The sequence below is a fragment of the Porticoccus sp. GXU_MW_L64 genome (genome assembly GCF_052983295.1).
Window position 1 is genome coordinate 35,004 of sequence record NZ_JBRKJK010000002.1, and the last position, 22,673, is coordinate 57,676.

Annotated in this window: 16 protein-coding genes; 5 read left to right on the plus strand and 11 right to left on the minus strand. The window is 55.3% G+C overall.

What is annotated here, in order from left to right; translation table 11 throughout:
- Positions 1–118: 118 nt before the first annotated feature.
- The 6 genes from ACVBEJ_RS02025 to ACVBEJ_RS02050 all read right to left on the minus strand — a co-directional run bounded on the left by ACVBEJ_RS02025 (position 119) and on the right by ACVBEJ_RS02050 (position 8,785).
- The gene (locus ACVBEJ_RS02025; RefSeq protein WP_447127925.1) at positions 119–1,162 is read right to left on the minus strand and encodes an efflux RND transporter periplasmic adaptor subunit; all 1,044 of its coding nucleotides are present in this window, start codon (positions 1,160–1,162) and stop codon (positions 119–121) included.
- Between the two features lie 17 nt (positions 1,163–1,179).
- The gene (locus ACVBEJ_RS02030; protein WP_447127926.1) at positions 1,180–4,287 is read right to left on the minus strand and encodes an efflux RND transporter permease subunit; all 3,108 of its coding nucleotides are present in this window, start codon (positions 4,285–4,287) and stop codon (positions 1,180–1,182) included.
- Positions 4,284–5,639, minus strand: a complete 1,356-nt coding sequence (pepQ, locus tag ACVBEJ_RS02035; RefSeq protein ID WP_447127927.1) for a Xaa-Pro dipeptidase — start codon at positions 5,637–5,639, stop codon at positions 4,284–4,286. The genes ACVBEJ_RS02030 and pepQ overlap by 4 nt, the downstream gene beginning before the upstream one ends.
- A gap of 44 nt (positions 5,640–5,683) precedes the next feature.
- On the minus strand, positions 5,684–6,277 hold the full coding sequence (locus tag ACVBEJ_RS02040) for a hypothetical protein (protein WP_447127928.1): 594 nt from the start codon (positions 6,275–6,277) through the stop codon (positions 5,684–5,686).
- Positions 6,264–7,712, minus strand: coding sequence for a M64 family metallopeptidase (locus ACVBEJ_RS02045; protein WP_447127929.1), 1,449 nt, complete (start codon positions 7,710–7,712; stop codon positions 6,264–6,266). Before ACVBEJ_RS02045 ends, ACVBEJ_RS02040 begins: the two co-directional genes overlap by 14 nt.
- 473 nt (positions 7,713–8,185) lie before the next feature.
- The gene (locus ACVBEJ_RS02050) at positions 8,186–8,785 is read right to left on the minus strand and encodes a helix-turn-helix domain-containing protein (RefSeq protein ID WP_447127930.1); all 600 of its coding nucleotides are present in this window, start codon (positions 8,783–8,785) and stop codon (positions 8,186–8,188) included.
- A 347-nt stretch (positions 8,786–9,132) separates the two neighbouring features.
- Here ACVBEJ_RS02050 and ACVBEJ_RS02055 point away from each other — a divergent pair, with 347 nt between their 5' ends.
- Positions 9,133–10,485 carry a peptide MFS transporter gene (locus tag ACVBEJ_RS02055; RefSeq protein ID WP_447127931.1) on the plus strand — a complete coding sequence of 451 codons (1,353 nt, stop codon included), beginning with the start codon at positions 9,133–9,135 and terminating at the stop codon, positions 10,483–10,485.
- 16 nt (positions 10,486–10,501) lie between these two features.
- Positions 10,502–11,209 (plus strand): peptidylprolyl isomerase, encoded by a 708-nt coding sequence (locus ACVBEJ_RS02060; RefSeq protein ID WP_447127932.1) that lies wholly within the window; start codon positions 10,502–10,504, stop codon positions 11,207–11,209.
- Between the two features lie 215 nt (positions 11,210–11,424).
- Here the strand turns inward: ACVBEJ_RS02060 and ACVBEJ_RS02065 are convergent, their stop codons facing one another.
- The 3 genes from ACVBEJ_RS02065 to ACVBEJ_RS02075 all read right to left on the minus strand — a co-directional run bounded on the left by ACVBEJ_RS02065 (position 11,425) and on the right by ACVBEJ_RS02075 (position 17,659).
- Positions 11,425–13,956 (minus strand): TonB-dependent receptor, encoded by a 2,532-nt coding sequence (locus ACVBEJ_RS02065; RefSeq protein WP_447127933.1) that lies wholly within the window; start codon positions 13,954–13,956, stop codon positions 11,425–11,427.
- Between the two features lie 382 nt (positions 13,957–14,338).
- A complete protein-coding gene (locus tag ACVBEJ_RS02070) occupies positions 14,339–16,114 on the minus strand; it encodes a DUF885 domain-containing protein (protein WP_447127934.1) in 1,776 nt (591 codons plus the stop codon).
- A 270-nt stretch (positions 16,115–16,384) separates the two neighbouring features.
- Entirely contained in the window at positions 16,385–17,659 is a 1,275-nt protein-coding gene (locus ACVBEJ_RS02075) for a DUF3422 family protein (protein WP_447127935.1), read from the minus strand.
- 407 nt (positions 17,660–18,066) lie between these two features.
- Between ACVBEJ_RS02075 and ACVBEJ_RS02080 the strand changes: the two genes are divergently transcribed.
- On the plus strand, positions 18,067–18,543 hold the full coding sequence (locus ACVBEJ_RS02080; protein WP_447127936.1) for an Lrp/AsnC ligand binding domain-containing protein: 477 nt from the start codon (positions 18,067–18,069) through the stop codon (positions 18,541–18,543).
- Positions 18,544–18,752: 209 nt separating this feature from the next.
- Entirely contained in the window at positions 18,753–20,048 is a 1,296-nt protein-coding gene (locus ACVBEJ_RS02085) for an HlyC/CorC family transporter (protein WP_447127937.1), read from the plus strand.
- Between the two features lie 86 nt (positions 20,049–20,134).
- Here ACVBEJ_RS02085 and ACVBEJ_RS02090 read toward each other — a convergent pair whose 3' ends face one another.
- Both ACVBEJ_RS02090 and ACVBEJ_RS02095 read right to left on the minus strand, forming a co-directional pair.
- Positions 20,135–20,659, minus strand: a complete 525-nt coding sequence (locus ACVBEJ_RS02090) for an FMN-binding protein (protein ID WP_447127938.1) — start codon at positions 20,657–20,659, stop codon at positions 20,135–20,137.
- A 227-nt stretch (positions 20,660–20,886) separates the two neighbouring features.
- Positions 20,887–22,170: a porin gene (locus tag ACVBEJ_RS02095; protein WP_447127939.1), complete on the minus strand. Its 1,284-nt coding sequence runs from the start codon at positions 22,168–22,170 to the stop codon at positions 20,887–20,889.
- 244 nt (positions 22,171–22,414) lie between these two features.
- Between ACVBEJ_RS02095 and ACVBEJ_RS02100 the strand changes: the two genes are divergently transcribed.
- On the plus strand, positions 22,415–22,657 hold the full coding sequence (locus ACVBEJ_RS02100) for a FeoA family protein (protein ID WP_447127940.1): 243 nt from the start codon (positions 22,415–22,417) through the stop codon (positions 22,655–22,657).
- Positions 22,658–22,673 lie beyond the last annotated feature (16 nt).

A 22,673-nucleotide genomic window follows, 5' to 3' on the forward strand; every position in this document is an offset into this window, starting at 1 on the left:
TGCGACAGGGATGTCGCATACGAGCGTACAAGGAAGTATTTACCGTGTGTCCAGTAAAGCGCTACCTGCCTCTGATCGCCACCCAGAGGACCGAAGTAGTCCATATACACAATGACGATTAGTGAACCACCACCCGCTGCCCATCCCGCAACCGTTCGCCACCACGTACAACTACCCGGTCACCGGCAGTAATATCTCCACTAACCGCAATAAAATCTCCGGCACCTTCCCCGGTGACAACCGCTATTTGCCGGGCGATATTGTCGGCACCCACCCGGTAAACATAGGTTTGCCGCTCGCGCAGAATCAGCGCGTCGCGGGGCACGGTAAGTCGTTCGCTGCTGACGCCATTGGCCAGCTCCACCTTGACTGCTTCGCCAATCACCCATGGCCCTGCAGTCAGGTTCACCCGCACCTGCAAAGTGCGCGAACGCTGATCCCCCACCGGCACAATACGGCGAATACTGGTTGAGACGACCTCGGAATCGTTTTTCACCCGCACCGGAGACTGGTCCTGAACATGACGATAAACACTCACCGGGGCCTGGGCACTGACTTCAATCTGGTCCAGATTCACCAGGCGCACCACTTCATCGCCAGTGTTGATGTACTCGCCCCGGCGCTGTGAACGCGCCACCACAATGCCCGCAAAGGGCGCGGTGATGCGGGTGCGTTCAATATCGTAACGAGTGCGGTCGCGGCGGATTTTTGCGGCGATTACCTGTTGCTGCAACACGGCCTTTTCGGTTTGCAACCGATCCAGCTCCGCTTCGGCGGTGTTGTTGGTGCGAGCCAGTTTATTCACCCGCTCCACCTGGCGGCTGAGAAAGGCCAGATTGGTTTGCAGGCTTTTGATATTGGCCTGGTCGTCGCGCAACTGTAACTGCAACACATGATCGCCAATCCGGGCCAGCACATCTCCTTTGTCCACCCGGGCGCCCACCTCCGCCACCTGCACCAGCTTGCCCGACACCTCGGCGGCAATGCGCGCATCGTTGCGACCAATCACCGTACCCGGCACCCAGATTTTTGGCGCTACAGTTTGCAATTGCGCGGGCCGGGTTTCCACCGTGGCGACATCGGCCTCCTGAGCAATGGATGCCAACACAGTCAACATCAATGCGGCGCACAGTGGCCACCGAAAAATATCAGGGTTTCTCATTAAAGATCTCTTTGAATTCAGGCTACGGATTCCAGCCGGGGTCGTTCGGTGTCGGTTTTGTCTCTTGCATCTGGCTGGCCGGGTCGAGCCTTGCCCATGCGCAGGAAGCAGGGCAGCAGAACCAGGGTAAACAGGGTACTGACACACATGCCACCAACGATCACCGCCGCCAGACCACGGTAAATCACACTGCCCTCCCCGGGCACCAGCAACAGCGGCAACATGCCAAAAATACTGGTCAGGGTACTCATAAAGATGGGCCGCAGGCGCAGGCGCAATGCCTGCTCCACCGCCTGATGACGGCCCAGCCCCTCGCCTTCGGCTGTGCGGGTTTGGTGTACCAGCAAAATGGCGTTATTGACCACCAGCCCCAGCAGAATCACAAAGCCGATCATGGTCAGCAGATCCATGGGCTGATGCGTCACCAGGTTCAGTACCCGGATGGCAACAATGCCGCCCACCATGGCCAGAGGCATGGACAGCACCACCAGCAGGCTGTCTTTGGTAGAGCGGAACAGCGCGCTCATCAGCAGGAACAATACCACCAGAGCCACCAGGAAATTTTCCGTCATGGTCACCAGTGCCTTGTTCAGATTATCGGCACTGCCGCCGTACAACAAACTGCCATCGGCGGGCATGGCGGCTTTGATTTTCGGCTCCACCTGCTGCCGCAAAATGCGCACGGCTTTTTCCAGCGACATATCTTCCGGTGGTCGCACGCTCAAGGTCATGGTGCGCTTGCGGTCGATGCGGCGAATCTGGTCCGGCCCCACGGTGCGCTCCAGGCTGACGAAGCGACTCAGGGGCACTACCGACCCCGCCGGTGTTGCCAGGGGTACGGAGGTCAGCTCTTCCGGCGCCTGCCACTTTTTGGCGCGCAGAATAATATCCATGCGTTTGCTGCCATCAAAATACTCGCCCACATAAGTGCCACTGCCCAGCGCCCGCACAATGGCTCCCATATCGGCCCTGGCCATGCCCTGCTCCTGCAGGGCGCGGTCGTCCGGAATCATGCGCAACTCCGGCTCCGACTGTTGCAGGCCAGGCTGTGGCCTGACCTGGGCATCGGGCATGGCGTCTTTAATCCAGTCCATCGCTTTGCCGGCCAGCTCCGCCAGCGCCCGGCTATCGCTGGATTGCAAATGCAGGGGAATGGAACGGCTGCCGCCAAAGCCACCGAACAAGTTGCCCTGGGCGCTGTAGGCCTTGAGGTCCGGCAGCCCGGCGGTGAATTCCTCATTGACTACCCGTTCCAGCTCCTTGACCCGGGATTGGTCCACCGCCCGCGCGCCCATCATGCCACCGCCGGACCACACCAGAATAAAGTAATTTTTCAGGGCCGGTTGCTTGTCGCCAGACATGTAGGGCGCCACCCGCTTTTCAATGACCTGGACAATATCTTTGTCAATGGTTTCGATATTGGTGGCCGGGGGCATCTGGAACTGGGTATCCACCGCATCGCGTTTTACCGGCGGCAGATAATCCAGCTCCGGCAACAGGAACCAGCTAGCCACCAGTGGCACCAGAATCAGTCCGGCCACCAATTGATAGCGCCGCCGCGCGGTACTGGTGAGGTGCATCACCCACTGGGTGATGCTGTCCCAAAGCCCGGTGTGGGTGTCCTCCAAAGAGGCATTGGCCAGCCATTTGCGCGCCGCCAGCGGCACAATGGTCATGGCCACCAGCAGCGAGATAGACACGGCAATGGCGATGGTCATGGCCAGGTCGCTGAACAGCTGCCCCTCCACATTTTTGAGGAACACCACCGGCACAAAAATCGCCACGGTGGTGATGGTGGATGCCACCAGCGCGCCCCACACCTGAGACGCCCCCTTGAGCGCAGCGTCAAAGCCACTCAGCCCTTTCTCCCGCAGCCGCACCACGTTTTCCAGCACCACAATGGCCGCATCCAGCACCATGCCAACGGCAAAGGCCAGCCCCGCCAGGGAGATCACATTCAGGGTGCGGCCGGTGAGTTTAAGGACAATAAAAGTGCTCAGCAGTGATACCGGAATGGCCAGGGCAACGATCAGGGTGGCGCGCAGTCGGCGCAGAAACCACCACAGAATCCCCACCGCCAGCAATACACCGATCAGCAGGTTTCCGGTCACCAGGCCAATGGCGCGATAAATAAACACCGAGGCGTCGAAGGATTGTTGCAGTGCCACCTGGTGTTCTTTCAGCGGCCCGGCTTGCAATTCGTCGATCACCACTTTCACCCGGTTCAGGGTTTCCAGGTCGTTGGCGCCGCTTTCCCGGTCGATGCGAATACCCAGCGCCGCGTTGCCATTCTGACGGGCCAGACTGGTGCGCTCGCGCCGGTCTACCTTGATGTCCGCCACATCCCCCAGGGTGATGGGTCGCCCATCGCGCCATTCCAGCACCAGCGCCCCCAGTTGCTCCGGGGTATAGCGCCCGGCAAAGCGCAGGGTGTACTGACGCCGGCCAACATCGATAAAGCCACCGGAAACGTCATCCGCCCGCCCCAGAGCGTTGCTGATGGCGGGAATCTGTATGCCGAGCTGGGCGGCGCGGTAGGGGTCGAACAGTATCTGCAACTCCTGTTCGCGGTTGGTTCCGGCACCCTCCGGGCGAGCCCGGGCCACACCGGGTATGGCTTCCAGCGCCGGGCTGATGACGTCTTCCACCAGGGCGTGATAACTGTCTACCGGGCGGTCGTTGCCCGGCAGCACCTGCAAAAAGTACCAGATCAGTGCCGAGCCGCCACTGCCAGAACCGCTCAGCCTGACCGTGGGTTGCGAGGCGTCCCTGGGCAGAGGATCCAGCCGGTTCATGCGGCCGATCACATCCACCAGGGTTTTCTGCATATCGGTTTCCAGGCCAAAGCTCAGGCTGATATCCGCAGACCCGGCACTGGCGGAGGCGGACATTTCTTCCACCCCTGGCAACCCCTGCAGCACCGCTTCGATGGGCTCGACAATTTCCGCTTCCACCTCTTTGGGGGAAGCGGCCCGCCAGCTGGCTTCTATGCTGATTTGCGGCCGTTCAATATCCGGGAACAGTTGTATGGGCAATTTGCTCAGGCTGTACAACCCCAGCAGCACAATAATGGCCACCGCCACCGCGGTTGCCGCTGGCTGTCGCAAGGCACCAGAGGTCATCATGTGGCGGTGTTCCCGGCACCCCCCGTGCACTGATCTGCAAAGGCATCGCGGGTCATGTTTTCCAGACCTTGATCGGTCAGCACCACATTGTCTTCAACGCGAATGCCACCGTAGGGGCTCAGTTGCTCAACCAGCTTCCAATTGACCAGATCGGCCTGCGGCCCTTCCCGCAGGGGCCTCAACAAAGGCTCGATAAAATACAGGCCCGGCTCCACGGTCACTACCTGGTTGTACTCCAGGGTTCGGGTGGAACGCAGGTAAGGGTGAGCTTCCGGCGGTTCAATAATATCGCCCTGGGGGTTGGCCAGCATGCCGCCGCGATCGTGCACGTAGGCGCCCAGCAGGTGCCCCAGGCCGTGGGGAAAAAAGGCGCGCACCAGGCCCTGCTCCATCATCTGTTCTGTGGAGGCGTTGACAAGATTCGCCTGACGCAAAACATCGGCCATTTTCTCCATGGCCCCGATATGAAACTCGGTGTAGGGCACGCCGGGGGCCAGCTCTGCGACAATTTGCTGCTGCATGCGGTCAACCGCTTCCAGCAGGTCGGCAAAGTCGCCGGGGCCGTTGGCATAGGTGCGGGTGATATCCGAGGCATAGCCTTTGCAGGCCGCCCCCGCATCAATCAGCAGTGACAGGTTTTCAGTTGGTGCCACCGTGTCCAGAATTTGATGGTGCAACACCGCAGCGTGCCGGTTGAGGCCAATAATATTGTCGTAGGGCAGCTCGCATTCGCGAAAACCAATGGCCCGCAAATACCCCATGTGTATGTCGTATTCCGATGCGCCGGCGCGAAACAGCTGCTCGGCCCGCAGGTGGCCTTTGACCGCAAGTCGGTTGGCCTGGCGAATGCAGTGGGTTTCCCAGGGGCTTTTTTCCGCTCGATAATAATCCAGGTAGTTGAGCAGCTGCTCGGGGTTTACTGCCACATTATCCGGCCACTGCGGGGTCGCCGCGCTGTCGATGACCAGTGTTGTGCCCTCTCCGGCAATCTGCTGAGCCACTTTTTGGGGTTCTGTGTAACCCACCACATCCAGCAAGCGGTGCAGCTCCTCGCTGACAGGCTCAGGATCGCTGTGCCAGTAGTCTTCCAGGTCGGCAAAATAGAGCGTTGCCTGTGGTGTGTCTCTGTCGACCACCAGATAACAACCCTGTCGGTTCAGGGGCACGTGCTCCAGAAAATACGGATTGGCCCTGAAGGGGTAGCCGAGATCGTCCTGAAAACGCAACAGCACCTGCCCTGAGGCGATAATAATCCGCTGGGCCTGGCAGGTTTGCAGGGCCTGCCTGAGCCGTTGCAGTTTGCCCTGCAGGTGCTCGCCATAACTACCCGCACAATCAATTTGACAATTCATGTTCACGCTCTCAACAAGTATCGGTTTCGTGGCCGCAGTCATGGTTACCAGTCCCTGGCTCTGTAGTCGTCGCCGTCCAGTACGCCATCGCCGTTGATATCGCCGTGGGTGCCGTCCTGACTCAACAGGTGTTGGATTTCATGTTCGGGGGCATTGAATGCTTTCATGGCTTTCAACTGGAAGGCGTTGCACTGGCGTTCGGCTTCAAACCCGGCCCATTGGTCCTGTTCCACCTCGCCATCTTTGGATTTGGCCAGCGCCTCGAAATACAGGTAGGAGTGGTAACTGTCGTGAACAATAGTAGAGGCGTACCAGGTGCGCGATGCATTGGCGGTAGCCGCCCCCACGTAAAAAGTCGGCGGTGTTTCATAGGCCGCCATGCCGCTTCGCTGCGACTGCTTGATGCGCTTTACGTAACGGGCGATAAAGTTCGTCAACTCAGGGTCGGTGGTGTGCAGCAGCTCCAGGGCGGCGCGGGTTTTTTGAGTAAAATCCTCATCCCCTTCGATAACAAGTTCAGACCGGTAATCAATGTTTGCAGGGGCACTTTGTTCAACAGTAGCCACCTCTTTGTTTGCCGCACAAGCAGGCAGCAATGCAACAATGAGAGCTGCGACAAAAGCGTTAGTGATTTTCATGGGACTGTCCGCTGTGGTAGAGAATAAATGCCTCCAGCGTGTGGCTGCAGACAGGGCAAAATCTGGGTGCTTCGGCACGGAACATAATGCAGTCGGCGGCGGGCCTGAACAGGGTATCGGTGTACCCGGCCCCGGCAAACGCGCCTACTTTGTCGGCCATTTCATGGCTGGCAAAAAAGTGGTTCAGCGCTTCCCGGTCGTGGGTGATGCTTTCGTACTTTTTTTGGTCCCAGGGGGTTGGCACCGGAATACCTTCTGACAGGAAGTGCTGCCACTTGATAGTTGCTGCATCCGCATTGGCGGTGATATTGGGCTCCGGCGGTTCGGTGCCTTCCGGGTAGTAATCATTGTAAGGCACCCCTGACACGTAGTATTCGTCCGCAAGCCCGGCAAACAGGTGGGCAAATTCGTGCACAAAAAGAGCGTGGCCATTGGGGTGATCCGAGGTGGCAAAACCCATGTTGTTGTAGCCGCCGGAACCGGCCCAGACATCGGAATTAACCAGTACCACCGCATAGTCGTAGGGCACCGCCCCCGCCATGTCACGGATACTGCGGTTGTCTTCCGAGCCCAGCAATCGCGGCAACCCCAGCATATCCAGGGAGGCACCCAGCACCGTATCGCGGAAGTCCCCTTCGCTGGGGTCGTCCAGGCCACTGTCCGCAGAGGCCTTGAAAATACCGGTAACATTAAAGGCATCCCGGTAACGGGAGTACGGTTCTTCGGTAAAGAAATCCGCCACCATACGAGCAAGGTCAGTGCGGAATTTGTCCTGTTCTTCTGCGCGATAACCCTCTGCCAGAATCACCAGGTCAACCCGTTTGGCCCTGTCGCCAATATCACCCACCGGAACAATCACCGATGGCTCCACCTGGCGCTGTTTAACGGCTTGCAGGCGCTGTGCTGAAAAATCCCCGGTAAATATCCGGTGGTTTTCCCGGTGTGCGTCGACAAAGTCGATTTCAACGGTCACCGCCTGCTTGGGGAACGGCATCAGTAGTGTCTGGTGATAGCTCTTGAGCGCATTGTTTTCCGCAGTCAATGAAATTTTGTACTCACGCAGGTCGGCAAAAAAGCTCTTGCCGTAAATGGCCCGCCCCGTGGCTTTGTCGCGCATGGTCAGGCGGTAGGAGGCATGTGTAAAAGGGTCCACCAGGTTTTCTTTCAGCCCGGCCCAGCCCGGCTGCCAATACAGGCTGTCTTCAGCCACGGATTCCGTATCGCGGTCACCGGTGTGGAGATAGTCAAAGCGCAGGGTTTTGTCATCGACAAAATAGTGCTCAAAGCCCTGTTCAGTATCAGCCGCCTTTTTTTGGTTTTGCACAGACCGTTCACAACCGGCAAGCCAGAGAGCAGACAGCACAATGGCCAGGCCACAGGTAAAACGGCGATGCAATCGGGCCGCACCCGAAACAGAGCTCGTTGGAGTTTTCATTGACACGACCCTTGGCAGGTTTTTTGAAGGCTAACGATGCGTCAATGCATTAAATCAACTTTATTTGATTTAATCAAATTTTTTGATGTGTAGAATATTTGACGCCTACCTCGTCAATGCGAGCCCCGCAGGGGTGCGGCAATCTCGATCAGAATGGCAGAGGTATCTGGCAATGCGGGGGTTATTGGATGGAGATCGCCGCGCTGCGCTCGCGATGACAGGACTTCTCCGTCATTGCGAGGAGCGAAGCGACGCGGCAATCTCGATCAGAGTGGCAGAGGTATCTGGCAATGCGGGGGTTATTGGATGGAGATCGCCGCGCTGCGCTCGCGATGACGGAGCTTCTCGCAATGACAGGAGTTGGCAGACGATCTCGCAATACCACTATTTACTAATATTCTATTTACTAGTATCAAAAATTTTGATAGAAATAAATTTATTGATAGCGTGAGACGAATGCAAGACCAGCAGGGTCACATAAAGCTGGGGGTACCCACATACAACAAGCGGGCTTTGCGCTTGCTTTTGTTGATGGCGGTATGGGGAATACGGGATTTGAAGTGCATGGAATCTCCGGCTTTGAGCAAGGTTTTGGTCTCCCCTACCTCGCAGTACAACTCGCCGCTGATCAGGTAGAGGAAGTCTTCGCCTTCGCGCTGGTCAACGGGAAATTCGTGGCCCGGTGGAATTTCCATCAGGATGGCATCCAGTTGCTGGTCGCGCATACCGGCACCCAGCTGGGTGTAACTGACCGGAGAATCCATATCGATGGCTACCGGCTGTTTCGCCCGATGTACGATTTGCTGGTCGTGGGGCACTTCAACAAAGTAGGTAAAGGGAACATCCAGGGCTTTTGCCAGCCCCAGCAGAGAAACCATGGAAGGCGTAGTCAAGCCGCGCTCAGCTTGAGACAAAAAAGGCGCAGACAGACCGGAGGCCTCTGCCAGCGCCTGCAGGGTCAGGCCGAGTTCTTTGCGGCGGCTTTTGATCTGCGCACCAATGGCAACCCCCGGATTTAAATGGGGTGTTTTTTTACCGAACTTGGCGTTTTTTTTATTGAAATCAGTTTTCACCACTGAGCTTCCGTGTTGTTGTGAAGGTTTAAATTGAAAGCACTTCTTCAAAGGCTTTCTGCATAAAAGCCTCAGCCAAATCGGTGGCAGCGAGGCTTAAAAACATCGTCATCGCGAGCGAAGCGTGGCGATCCAGAGGCTTTCTGTCAATCGGTGGCTTAAAAGACACTGGATTGCCACGCTTCGCTCGCAATGACAATCGGGTGGCTATCCCGAACGCTACTGTTATTAAGTATCAAAACAATTATGACTAAACTTAAAATTTTTGTAAATTTAATTGTTTATCCACACTTCCAAGACTTTCTGGCAAACAGGGTCTTGTCACCATCACCCAGGAGCCTTGTTCAGTGAATACCCCATACTCCACCCCCGCTGGTCACCCTCGCGGGCTGTACCTGCTGTTCGCCACAGAAATGTGGGAACGTTTCAGTTTTTACGGCATGCGCGCGGTGCTCGTGTTGACGTTGATCGCCAGCACCGAGAGCAACAATCCGGGCTTTGGCTGGACCTCTGCCGAAGCCCTGAAGCTCTACGGCTGGTACACCGGGTTTGTGTACTTCACCCCTATTATCGGCGCCTGGGTATCCGATCACTTCTGGGGCCAGCGCCGCTCGGTGATTGTCGGTGGTGTGGCCATGGCCTCCGGGCAGTTTGTGCTGGCGGCTTCCATACCCGGCAATGTTACCCTGTTCTACACCGGGCTGGTGTTGCTGATTATTGGCAACGGCTTTTTCAAGCCCAATATTTCCACCATGGTGGGCGAGCTGTACAGCGCCGATGATCCGCGCCGGGACAGTGCCTTCACCCTGTTTTACATGGGCATCAACCTGGGTGCTTTTATTGCGCCACTGGTGTGCTCGACGCTGGCGGAAAACCCCGCCTGGGGCTGGAAGTACGGCTATCTGGCCGCCGGTGTGGGCATGACCGTATCGGTGATTATTCAGGCGCTTCTGGGTAAAAAGCTGTTGGGGGATGTGGGAGTGGAACCGGCGGCGAAACGTTCCCTGCGCTCCAGCGGCGGCGTAAAAGAACCCCTCACCAAAGAAGAACGTGAACGCCTGCGGGTGATTTTTATGATCTTCGCCTTTGTGGTGGTGTTCTGGGCCTCTTACGAACAGGGCGGTGGGCTGATGAACATTTTCGCCCTGGAACACACCGACCGCTTTGTGTTTGATTTTGAAGTGCCGGCGGGCTGGTTGCAGTCACTGCCACCCCTGTACGTGATTCTGCTGGCGCCGGTGATCTCCCTGCTGTGGACCCGCATGGGAGCCGCCGCCCCTTCCACGCTGATGAAAATGGTGATCGGCCTGTTTTTCACCGCCGTCGGCTTTATGGCCATGATGGTCGCCGCCTGGCAGGTGCAGGCCGGTGATCAGGCCGCCATGATCTGGCTGGTGATTGCCTTTTTGTTTCTCTCGGTAGCGGAACTCTGCATTTCCCCCGTTGGCCTGTCCATGGTCACCCGGTTGTCGCCGCTGCGCCTGTCCAGCGTGATGATGGGGGTCTGGTTCCTGACCAACTTTGCCGGCAATCTGGTAGCGGGTTATGTGGGCGCCCTGTCGGAAAGCGCGGGGGCACTCACTGTGTTTACCGGTATCGTCATCACCAATGTGGTGTTTGCCATTGTGCTGTGGCTGCTGTCCGACCGCCTGGTGCGCTGGATGCATCTGGAAACAAACAACACCGAACCCTCAAAATAATCCAAGGATTACCCCAATGAAGCCTTCCACTTTTTCTGCCCTGGCACTCCTCAGCGGCGCGCTGCTGGCCAACGTCTCTGTTGCCGACAACAGATCGAAAACCGGCTTGGACATTCAGCAGACGCCCATACCCAATTCCTCAGAAACCATTGACCAGGTGGGAATACAGCCGCTGGGCGACCCCATCCAACCCGGCAACCCGCACCCTCAAGTGCGACTGGAAACCAGTTTTGGCAACGTACTGCTGCGCCTGCGACGGGACCGCGCTCCCATCACCGCAGACAATTTTCTTCGCTATGTGGTCAGCGGACGCTTTGACAATATCTGGATTCAGCGCATCGTCAAAGACTATGTAATCCAGTCCGGCGCCTTCAATCTGGACCTGAGCGAAATTGACACCTTCCCCCCCATCCCCACCGAATCCGGCAATGGCCTGAGCAACACAAAATACAGCCTGGCCATGGCCATGTGGCGGCCCCACACCGCGAAAGCGGATTTTTTTATCAATATGAAAGACAACCTGGAACTGAACCCGGCGTCTAGCCACTGGGGTTTTGCGGTGTTTGGTGAAGTGATCGACGGCTTTGACACCCTGGACAAAATCAACGCCCTGAAAACCGAAAAGCGCGAAGGCCAGGGTTTTGAAAATTTCCCCTCCGAGCAGTTGTTAATCAAGCGAGCGGTGTTGTTGCCGGTTGAGGATTTGCAACAGCAGGATAAATAACGCGCTTGTGGCTGGTGGATTACGCCTGCGGCTAATCCACCCTACGGGTTGCAGCAGTGCCATGACTGGCTCACAAAAAACCTGTAGGTAGATAAGTCGCGAAGCGGCGTAATGTCATTGCGAGCGCAGCGCGATGACAAGGGCCGGCACAAAAAAATGGGGCGGATCAGATTGCCTGATCCGCCCCTGGTACATCGGGATATGTCAAATAGTGATTAAAAGTTACCGCTAAAGGTCACACCAAAGGTTCGCGGCCAACCCAGGAAGCGCTGGGTACCCACCAACTGGCTGCTGAAGCGGGAAAATTCAAACAGTTCGTTGGTGACGTTTCTGGCAAACAGAGACAGACTGTATTTGTCGCCGGGGAACACGTAGGTGGTATTGATATTGAACAGGTTGTAATCGCCACCGGTAATTTCTTCCGGCTGAGTTGTCAGGCCAAACACACTGTCGCCCCGGTGCTGCCATTCACCCCGCAAGGTCAATTGACCACTGCTGCCGTTGTTGCCGAGGTTAAATGTACTTTGCAGTCCCAGAGTATGTTTGTATTTGGCATTGCCGGGAATTTCAAAGCCGGTAAAGTCTTCCAATTCACCGGTTACTGAGTCGGCAATAGGAGTACCAAAATCCGTATATTCCGACTCAATCCAGGCGGCTGCATAGTCAAGAACGGTACTATCGCCAAACAGGAAACGGCTATCCACTTCCAAGCCGTAGATTTCCGCTTCCGTATCGGACGTCACAAAAGTGCGTCTTTCAACCGCATCAGTTACCTGGAGTTGTATATCCGAATAATCGTAGAAAAAGGCGGTCAGGTTAACGGTACTACCATTGTTCAACGTAGACTTGATACCCAGTTCGTAGGACAGCAAATCTTCCTCATCAAACGGTGGTTGGAAAGGCGTCAAACCAACATCCGAAGCATCTACGATACCATCTCCATTGGAATCGGAAATCACCACATCAATATCAAAGGAGTTAAAGCCACCGCTTTTGAACCCCTTGGCGATGGAGCCATAAACCAAAATATCGCTGGTGGGGGTGTATTCAACAATGGCTCTGGGGGTAAAAGCATTGAACTGGGCGGTTTCCAGTGGGCGGGTAGCGCTCACATCAAATTGATCAAAGAAATCCACAAACCCCCTCAAGTTCTGACCCGGACCAAAGATGGAAGCGGGACCAGCACATTCCTCCAGCAAGTCACCGGTGGGGTTAAAGAAAGAAAACGCGCCATTATCAATCAAACCCTGACAGACGTCCTCAACAGTTTGCCCCTGTATAGCCAGGTTCTCCCCCTCAATAGGAGAGAACTGGCGGCGAACCGTACTGATAAAGGTTTTCTCCTCAGAGCTGTAACGGGCGCCCAGGTTTATGCGCCAGTTGTCGTTAAACCGGTAGCGGTATTCACCAAACAGGGCATAGGCTTCGGTTTCGTTTTCCGTAAAAAAGTCCGAGCGGTTACTGAACGGGAATTCCACAGAAAAGAAAGTGTTATCTACTGGATTATTCAATGCCGTAAACAGACCAGGCTGGAAGAAGGGACCACCATTGGACGAATCGTCCGAAGCATCTTCCGCAAAATAGAAGGCACCCAGAATCCAGTCTGATTTTTCTCCGATGGGGGAAGACAGCTGAAACTCCTGGCTATAAGACTTGGAGCGGTCGGTATTTTCAAAGAAGGTCAGTGGCAGTTCGGAACCATCGGAATCAAAAATAATGCGATTGGAAATTTCCCGGTAAGCGGTAATGGACTTCACCTGGTATTCATTAACGTCCCATACCACTTCCACGCTGCTGCCCCAGTTTTTCAGAAAACCTTCATTGGCGGGGAAGTCACTGCGAAATTCATAGGGATTATCGGAAATAATCGCGCCAAAATTACTTAAGGGATCAGTTTCTACTCCAGTGCTTATCAAGTTTTGGGAAAACACACCAGCACCGTCGTCTTCTTCCCAGTCACCGCGCCACAGCACAGAGAAGTTGTCATTGGGTTCGAACAACAGTGAGCCCGCAATGGCTTCGGAGTCCACCTGTCTCAGGCGCTCATTATTCAGCAAGTTGATGGAATAGCTGTCTTCCACCTGGCGGGACACGGAAAGCCGGCCACTGATGGTGTCGGTCAATGGCCCGGTGATGGCAACGGAAAAACCGCGACGGTCAAACTCGCCGACATTCACACGGAAGGAACCGCCAAACTCCCTTTCCGGCTTCTTTAGAATCACGTTAATGGCACCACCGGTGGCGTTGCGGCCATAAAGAGTACCCTGGGGGCCGCGCAGAATTTCCACACGTTCTATATCAATAAAGTCCTGGAAGGCGACAAAGTCACGGGCGATATAGGCGCCGTTCCAGTACAGGGCTACGTTGGAATCCACACCTGGGCCACCGATGCCGGTGCTCACTCCACGAATAGAAAAAGTACCACCACCTTCCTGACTGGGGGTAGCCTCCACACTGGGGGTGTGATTCAGCACATCCAGCAGGTCGGAAATATCGGATTGTTCCAGCTGCAACTCCGAAAAAGCCGATACCGCAATGGGCACGTCCTGAAGAAGTTCTTCACGCTTGTTGGCGGTGACCACAATTTCTTCGTGGGCAACCACCTTTTTCTCCGGCTCATTTTCCGCATCCTGAGCGGAGCTGACAGCGGGAAGCATGGACGCACCGGCAATAAAGCCCAGCGTACAAATGGGCAACCGGCGCTTTTTAAACAATGTGCTGCCTGTGTGAAATTCTTGAATTTTCATGACTACGTTACACCCTCTCGTTTATCTGTTCGTGGAGGGCAAATCACCACAGTTGTGTTTTTGCCCTCATTGTTGCTGCACCCCCTCCCCGCTCCTGGCTTTCGCTGTTACCAGGGAACCGCTCAAACCTGAAATCTGGGGCACAGTACCCATGACCTGAAGTCTGGGTGAAGAAATTTTGCCACATCAAAAAATTTGATGTCAAATATATTTTTTATGCGACTTATTATTAATTGCATATAACATTTAGTTAGCCGGAAAACCATCCAGCCGTCATTGCGAGCGCAGCGCGGCAATCCAGTGTATTTTAAGGCTCTGATTTACAAACTAAGCCGCTGGATCGCCGCGCTGCGCTCGCGACGACATTTAAGTCAGACAATACTCACCGCCCCACGGCAAGCTGCTGTTCCAGCCAGGCGTTAATCACATCGTCCAGCACCGCCAGCGGCAACGCGCCGTTTTCCAGCAGCTTGTCGTGGAAGGCGCGAATATCAAAGGCGCTGCCCAGAGCCGCCTCTGCCCGTGCTCGCAGTTCGCGGATTTTCAGCTCACCGATTTTGTAGGCCAGTGCCTGACCAGGCCAGGAAATATAGCGGTCCACTTCGGTGGTGATGTTATTGAGGGAAAGGCCGGTGTTGCTGGCCATGTAGTCGATGGCCTGCTGGCGGGTCCAGCCTTTGCTGTGCAGGCCGGTGTCTACTACCAGGCGGCAGGCGCGCCACATTTCGTAGCTCAGGCGGCCAAAGTTGGTGTAGGGGGTCTGGTAAAAACCCACTTCCAGACCCAGGCGCTCGGAGTACAGGCCCCAACCTTCAATATAGGCCGTGTGATCCGCATGGCGACGAAACGGCGGCAGATCCAGCTCTTGCGCCAGGGCAATCTGAAAGTGGTGTCCGGGCACGGCTTCGTGCAGGGTCAGTGCCTCCAGCTCATGCAGTGGCCGTGTGTCCAGCGCCGAAGTGTTGAGGTAGTAAAATCCGGCGCGGCTGCCATCCCCCGCCGAAGGCTGGTAATAGGCGGTTGAAGTTTTTTCGGCAATATCCGCCGGTATTTCTTTAAGCCCGTAAGACATGCGCGGCAAGCGGCCAAACAAGCGGGGCAGCTCACCATCCATTTTTTTGCTGATCACCGCTGCGGCCTGCATGCGCTCCTGGGGAGTCTTGGGGTAGAAATCCGGGTTGTTTCTGAGGTGGGCCAGCCATTCATCAAAGCTGCCGGAGAAGTCTGCTTCACGAATGACAACTTCCATCTCTGCGCGAATACGGGCAACTTCGTCGAGGCCGATCTGATGGATTTCGTCCGGGGTCAGGTCGGTGGTGGTGTGGTAGCCCGCCAGGTGAGCGTAGTAGGCATCGCCGTCAGGCAGGGCATTTGCCCCCAGGGTTTGGCGACAGGCTGGAGCGTACTGATCCACATAAAAACGATAAAAGTCAGCAAAAGCTGGCAGCACCTGCTCGCGAATAACAGCCCTGGCTTCTGCGGTCATTTGCTCAAAGCTGGCCGCGTCGATTGCCGCGGGCCGGGAGGCAAACGGCTTCATAAAGACGCTCTGCTCCACATCGTCTACCAGATGGGTCTGAATGGATTTTTCGTAACCGCGCATGGGGGCGCAGGGCTGCACCCAGCCCAGTTCCATGCCAGTGCTCATCGCCTCTGTTGACTGGCGCATATAGTCCGGAATGCCCCGCAACCGGGCCAGATAACTGCGGTAATCCGCTTCGTTAAAATAAGGCAATTGGTCCGGCAGTGTGGCCAGCGTCAGGTGTGGCCCGGCACGACTGCTGACGAGAAGGTATTTATCACCGAAGGCAGCGGCTGCTATGTTTTCCTCAATCTGCATAACCAGCAGGCTGTGATTGAGTTGATTGTCGGCACTGAGCGCCGCCACATCCACCTCCGCGAGTTGTCGCAGAAAATCCTTGTCCTGCTCGACATTGCGAGCCTGGGCCGCAAGGGACTGGTCGCCCAGTTGATTATCGTAATCCCGCACTCCGAGACTGGTGGCAAATACCGGGCTGCGGCGCAACCCCTGTTGCCAGTGATCCGCCATAATGGTTTCAAATTGTTGATTGGCACCGCCCTCCCCGGATGAGGAAGGTGGCTGCTGCTCGCTACAGGCCTGAAGCAGCAATATTGAAACAAGAAACAGGTATTTCATACACACCCCGATGTTATAGAAACAATGTGAAGTTGCGCCCCCGGTTCCTCTACCAACTCGGAAGCATTAGCTGTCATCGCGAGGAGCGGAGCGACGTGGCGATCTCCATCCAACTACCACCTCACTACCCGACCCCTCTGCCATTTCTGAATGAGATCGCCGCGCTTCGCTCGCGATGACAGGGCGATGTTAGGTAGCGCTATCGGTTTTGATTAAATCAAAAGATATTATATGTATCAAATATTTTGATTTGGCAAACTACCCACTACCTTACCCAACACCGGCCTTTTTCTGCATCCGCCGCCGCACCCACCACACCAGCAGCATCACCAGTGGAATAGAGGCCGCGCGGATACCGGTAGGGTTTCCGATCAGGCCGGCACTGTGTAATGCATCCATTTCGTCGAACAGCAAAGACAGAAAGTAATAGCTGATAACAACCACCGACAACCCTTCCACCACCTGCTGTAATTTCAGTTGCAGGCTGACTCGCTTGTCCATGGACTCCAGCAGGTCCCGGGACTGGCGTTCCATATTGACGTTAATGCGGGTGCGCAGCAGGTCGTACACCCGGGTCAGGCGTGCAGACAGGTCCTGATGCCGCAGGCGCACTGCCTCACAGGTGCGAAAGGCCGGTGTCACCCGTCGGCCGGTGATGTCTTCCAGGGTCATGCGGTTGCCATGGCGCTGCTCCCGCAACTGTTGCAGGCGATCCATGGCCAGGTGGTAATAGGCGTCTGTGGCACCCAGGCGGTAGTTGATTTGGGAAGAAATGTGTTCCATTTCAAAGGACATGTCCGACAACCGGTCCAGCAGTTGTTCTTCATCTTTGTCGCCCCGCTTCAGGGCTGCCATGATTTCCGTGAGCCCTTCGTCCAAGCGGTTCAGTTTCGGCGCGGTGGACTGGGCCAGGGGCAAACCCAACAGAGCGAGCTTGCGGTAGTTGCCCATTTCCAGAAGCTGCTGGGCCAGTAACCCGGTGCTGCTGCGGTCCAGGCTGCAGTCCTCCACCAGCAGGTGACCGCAACCGTCTTCGTGAATGCGGAAGTTGGTCCACACCCGAGCCGCGCCATCCAGCAATTCGCTGCAGGCGCAGTGGTCCAGGTCGAAATAGGCCTGCAGGCTCTGTTCATCGAGGGCTTCGCCTTTTTCCAGCACCGCCAGCTTCATGCTGCGCAACAGCAGGCCCGGCAATTTCCCGGCCCAATCCGACGGCAGTTGGCTGGGCGGTATATCTAAAAAAGGATCGCCAAATGGCCCGGACACGTAAAGGGTATAGGTGGAAAATTCCGTATGCCGCTCCCAGCGCAGCACCGCATCTTCCAGCTGCAGGGAAAAATGTTTCTCGTCTCTGCCCGGCGGGGTCTGCCGGTGCAGCCTGCACAGTTCAGCAACATGCCGATATTCCTGCTCCCGTTCCGCCTCCGTTACCAACATCAGCATATGGTAGGCCCGGAAAGGGCCGGTCAGCACCGGGTAGTTGCGCGCATGCAGTTCTTCACTCAACACATGGCGCAACTGGTGTTCGTTAATGGGTGTGGTCATATTTACGGTTATCCGTTTAGATATGGCTGATTTTTATTTCAGTGCAGAATCATTACTGTCCCGCGAACTCGAACAACATGAATTGGGTATTGCTTGCTGTGACACGCCGTAGACCCATCCATGGGGGCTCGAGGTCACATCAAACAATACCCAATTCATGTCTGCTGCAGACCTAAACTCTTTGACGGCCTTATTTTTCCTGTGATTCAGGGATAAAGGCTCAAAGTTTATGGGACAGCAATGGTGCAGAATAGAGAAAAATCAACAGCAGATGCTGGCGAAATTTACGGGTTTGACGGCACAAAATAGGGCGAATCGACGTACCCACAGCAGGGTGTGCTGACCACGTAGTGATCAACCGGGGCTTTTGCTATGCTTTTGAGATATGACTGGTTACGCAATCATTTATGAATAACAAATCACAAACACTAGACAGGATCGACCGGAAAATTCTCGATATCCTGCAACGGGAAGGCAGAATTGCCAACAACGAACTGGCCAAACGGGTCAACCTCAGTCCCTCACCCTGCCTGGAGCGGGTTCGGCGGCTTGAACAAAACAACTACATTCTGGAATACGTTGCGCGCCTCAACCCCGAACTGCTGGACGCAGGCATGGTGGCCTACATCGAAGTCGCCCTCACCAACACCACCGCCGCCGATCTGGAGCTGTTCAACCGCGCCATGGGCGAACTGGATGAAGTGATTGAATGCGCCATGGTTGGTGGCGGCTTTGACTACCTGATCAAGATACGCACCAAAGACATGCACAGCTACCGCAAATTCCTCGGCGAAAAACTCGCCACCATCGAGGGCGTTGCGCAAACCCACACCTACGCGGTGATGGAAGAAGTAAAGTGCACACACAGGCTGGTGCTGGATTAATATCGTTTGTCCCAACCCCTCTGCCACACAGCCAAGATTGCCGCGGCCTTCGGCCTGGCAATGACGAGAGGTATTTCCCGCCATTACGAACGCAGCTAAGCACGATTACCCTGGGGCGGTTTCAGGATGTGTGGTCAGGATATGGTTGACCTGCCCACAGGGTTGCCTCAACATAGCTACCCCATAACAAACAAAGGTTCATCCTTACTTTGGACGCGACCCCCCTGTGGCTATTGTGTAGCCTGTTGGCCTTCCTGCTGCTCTGTTCCGCATTCTTCTCCAGCTCTGAAACCGGCATGATGGCGATTAACCGCTATCGCCTGAAACACCTGCAAAAAAAACACCGTGGCGCGCGCCGGGTCAGCCAGTTGCTGGAGCGCCCGGATCGTTTGATCGGGGTGATTTTGATTGGCAACAACGCCGTCAATATTTTTGCCGCCTCCATCGCCACCATTATCGCCACCCGACTGTGGGGGGATGCGGGGCTGATTATCTCAACCGTTGGCCTGACTTTTCTGGTACTGATTTTTTCCGAGGTAACCCCCAAGACCATTGCCGCCCTGCACCCGGAAAAAGTCGCCTTCCCGTTCAGTGTCTTGCTCAAACCCATGCTCACTTTGCTGTACCCGTTTGTGTGGTTGGTGAACTACCTGTCCAACGGCCTGGTGCGGCTGTTCGGTGTTGACCCGAACAAAGCCAGTGACGACGCCCTGAGCAAAGACGAGCTGCGCACGGTGGTGGACGAGTCCGGCTCCAATATTTCCGACGACAACCAGGGCATGCTGCTCAATATTCTGGAGCTGGAAGACGTTACCGTGGACGATATCATGGTGCCCCGTAACGAAATTTACGGCATTGACCTGGAAGACGACCTGGACACCATCACCGACCGCATTGTCACCAGTGAATACACCCGGTTGCCGGTGTACGAAGACAACATTAACGAAGTGTCCGGGCTGCTCCACATTCGCAGCGCCAGCCGCCTGCTGCGGGGCAACGCCGGGGAAATGAGCAAAGAGGCCATCAAGCGTTTTGCCACCGAGCCCTACTTTGTGCCGGAAAATACGCCGTTGCACACTCAGTTGATGAACTTCCGCCGCACCAAACACCGCACTGCACTGGTAGTAGACGAATACGGTGAAGTGCAAGGGCTGGTGACTCTGGAAGATATTCTGGAAGAAATTGTCGGCGAGTTCACCACCAATCAGGCAGAAGAAGCCAGCCAGGATATTGTGCCGCAGAAAGACGGCACTTTTATCATCGACGCCACCGCCACCATTCGCGATATCAACAAGGCAACGGACTGGGAATTGCCCACCGACGGCCCCAAAACCCTCAACGGATTGGCCATTGAGCAGCTGGAAAACATTCCCGATGGTAACGTCTGTTTTATGGTGGGCAACTACCGTTTTGAAACCGTACTGCTGGATGAAATGAAAGTGATCAAACTGCGGGCAAACCGCATACTTGGCGCAGGGGATCAAGGTGATGAGGATGCTTTGTAGCGGAGCTATTGAATGGAGATTGTCGCGTCGTCCTGCGGACTCCTCGCAATAGGTTTAGAAGTTTAACCAGGCAGCAACGATACCCTTTACTCGTTAGCCAGATGTTTTTTACCTAATTGACTGTGAAAAAACAGCGCCAGGGTAGCGACTTTTTTTACCGCCCGAACGGACAAGGTTGCACCGGTGATGCCATCTATTGAGGAATCCAGGCGGTGACGTTTTTTGTGGCTTAACCGAACGCCAACAAACTGATCGGTAAAAAACGGGTAGCGCACTTCCCAGCCCCGGCTTTCGCGAAACTCTAGAATCTTTACCGCTTCAATCGCATCTTCACAAACCACTACACCAATGGTAATCGGCCGCTCCTTGCCTATTTCATCCAGCACCCAGGCGGTGCGCTGGCCACTTTGCCAATAGCGCACCCGCAAACCGGCAAAGCGATGCCCCAGCACAGACTCCACCGCACGGCGCTGCTCGCCATTGAGCCACAGCATTCCGGCCGTGGGCTCTGTTTCGCTGAAAACATCAGACACAAATTCACTGGCACTGATGCCCTTGGCCGCACCCAGGCACGGCAAAAGCGACAGTATTACCAGGGCAATCAATTTCATAAGCAATTCTTAAAAATGCCAAAAGGGGCGCATGCGCCCCTAGTAGTGCTGCAAGTTATAATTTTGCCGGGTACAGTGCCCACAGGCCTTTTCAGACACGCTGTGAATACATCCTTGTACGCTCGGTGGCCGCTATCCTTGCGGCCAACGGTCTGAAAAGGCCTACGGGCACTTCACCAGTACATTCGACAATATTAAATTGAAAGACTACAAGGGGATGTTAACAATCAGTCAAACGACCAACCAATACCCAGGTTAAAGCCGTCCAGGTCATCGCCGTTATCCCGGTCATTTTCAAACTGGATATCGCCTTTCAACACCACTCTGTCGGTCAGCCAGTAATTCGCCCCGACAAGAATGCGGCGCTCTTCACTGGTGTTGTCGTTATCGCCTGCGGTTTCGTCCACCGATTCATAGCGCGTGAACAAACCAAAGTTTTCAGTGAGTTTGTAGGAAGGTTCAATATACCAGCCCTCCTGCTCGTCGCGACCGACTCCACCCAGTGCTTCAATTTCATCATCAATATCCCACTGGGCGTACAGGGCACGCAGACCAAAGGGGCCATTCTGGTAGATAGCGTGCGTCTCTGTCAGCAAACCGGAAATGCTCGGCCCGGAAAATGCCGGGCGACCCAGACGGGAGTTGCCGATGTTGTCCTGAATCAGATCACTTTGATAGTGCAGCGCCAGGCCCAGCTCCAGGCCCTGAATACCGGTAAATTTGATGCGACCGGTACTTGCCAGCTCCTCGGCGTTGGCACGGGAACCACCCTGACGACTGCTGCGAACACTGAAGTTGCTGGCCAGTTGCAGGCCTTCGTGAACAGCAAAATCGTAGCTCCAGCCGGGAGACAGCTCACCTTTGAATTTAACGCCATTTACCCGGTAGGTGGTTGGGATAATGCGGGACTCGATACGGTTGCGCTCTACCCCGTAGAAAGTCTCCGGTTCGTGGGTTTCGTTAAGAATACCCACGGGCACCAGATGCAAACCCGCCAGCACGCTGTGCTTGTCGGCGTAGTCCCATTCAATGTATGCCTGTTCCAGCTCCACTTCACCAGCACCGGCTGTATTGGTGTGCTCCACTTCCAGTTCGGAGAAAAAGCGCACGTCTTCAGTAAATTCGTGGCCCAGATAAGTCACAAAGCGCTGCACATCAATTTCTTTGTTGGGGTTGCTGGGAGATGCATTGTCGGAACGCTGGGTACCGTTGTTGTACAGCACCTCACCATAGGCGCCAATGCGGGTTTTTTCGGCCCAGCTCGCCGCTCTGGATACCGGCGCTACCACCACCTGCTCTACCGCTTCGGCAGTGGCAACCACTTTCACTTCCGTCTCCTGAAGCTGCTGGTCGGTTTCGTTGAGCTTTTTCTTCAATGCGTTGATTTCGGCATTTTGCTGCTGAATGATCTTCCACATTTCTTCCAGGGGAGGCAGGGATTTATCGTTTTCAGCAACAGCGGTGGCGGATAAGGCAGCAATGGTGACTGCAACCAGGCTTTTCTTGAACATCTTCAGTACAACTCCTTGATAAGTAGTGGGCGTTGGGCCCTGTTTTTAATATGACCGCAAATATACCTTAATGATAATTATTATCAACTATAAAATGAAAATAATTCTCGATTGATATAGAATCGCCATTAATTCATAGTCGCAACAAAAAAGAACTGACCGAGATCAATCAAACGCTATCGGCGGGCATCGACACAGCCGCTATACTGCGGGCCTTGATGTATTGCACTCACAACGGATCAACATGAACAAACCTTTGCATTTTCTGGCGGACCTGGCCATTGGCGAGCGCGCCATCATTCGCCACTACAACGGCATTGATGCCGACTACCGAAATCGCTTGATGAGCCTGGGGCTGACTCCGGGCACGCCCTTCTCCATAGAACAGGTAGCCCCACTGGGGGACCCCATGGATATTCAAGTCCGGGGCTTTCGCCTGAGCTTGCGCCGCGCTGAAGCGGGCAGTATCCAGGTAGAAAAACTCTAACCTTCACCTATTTGCA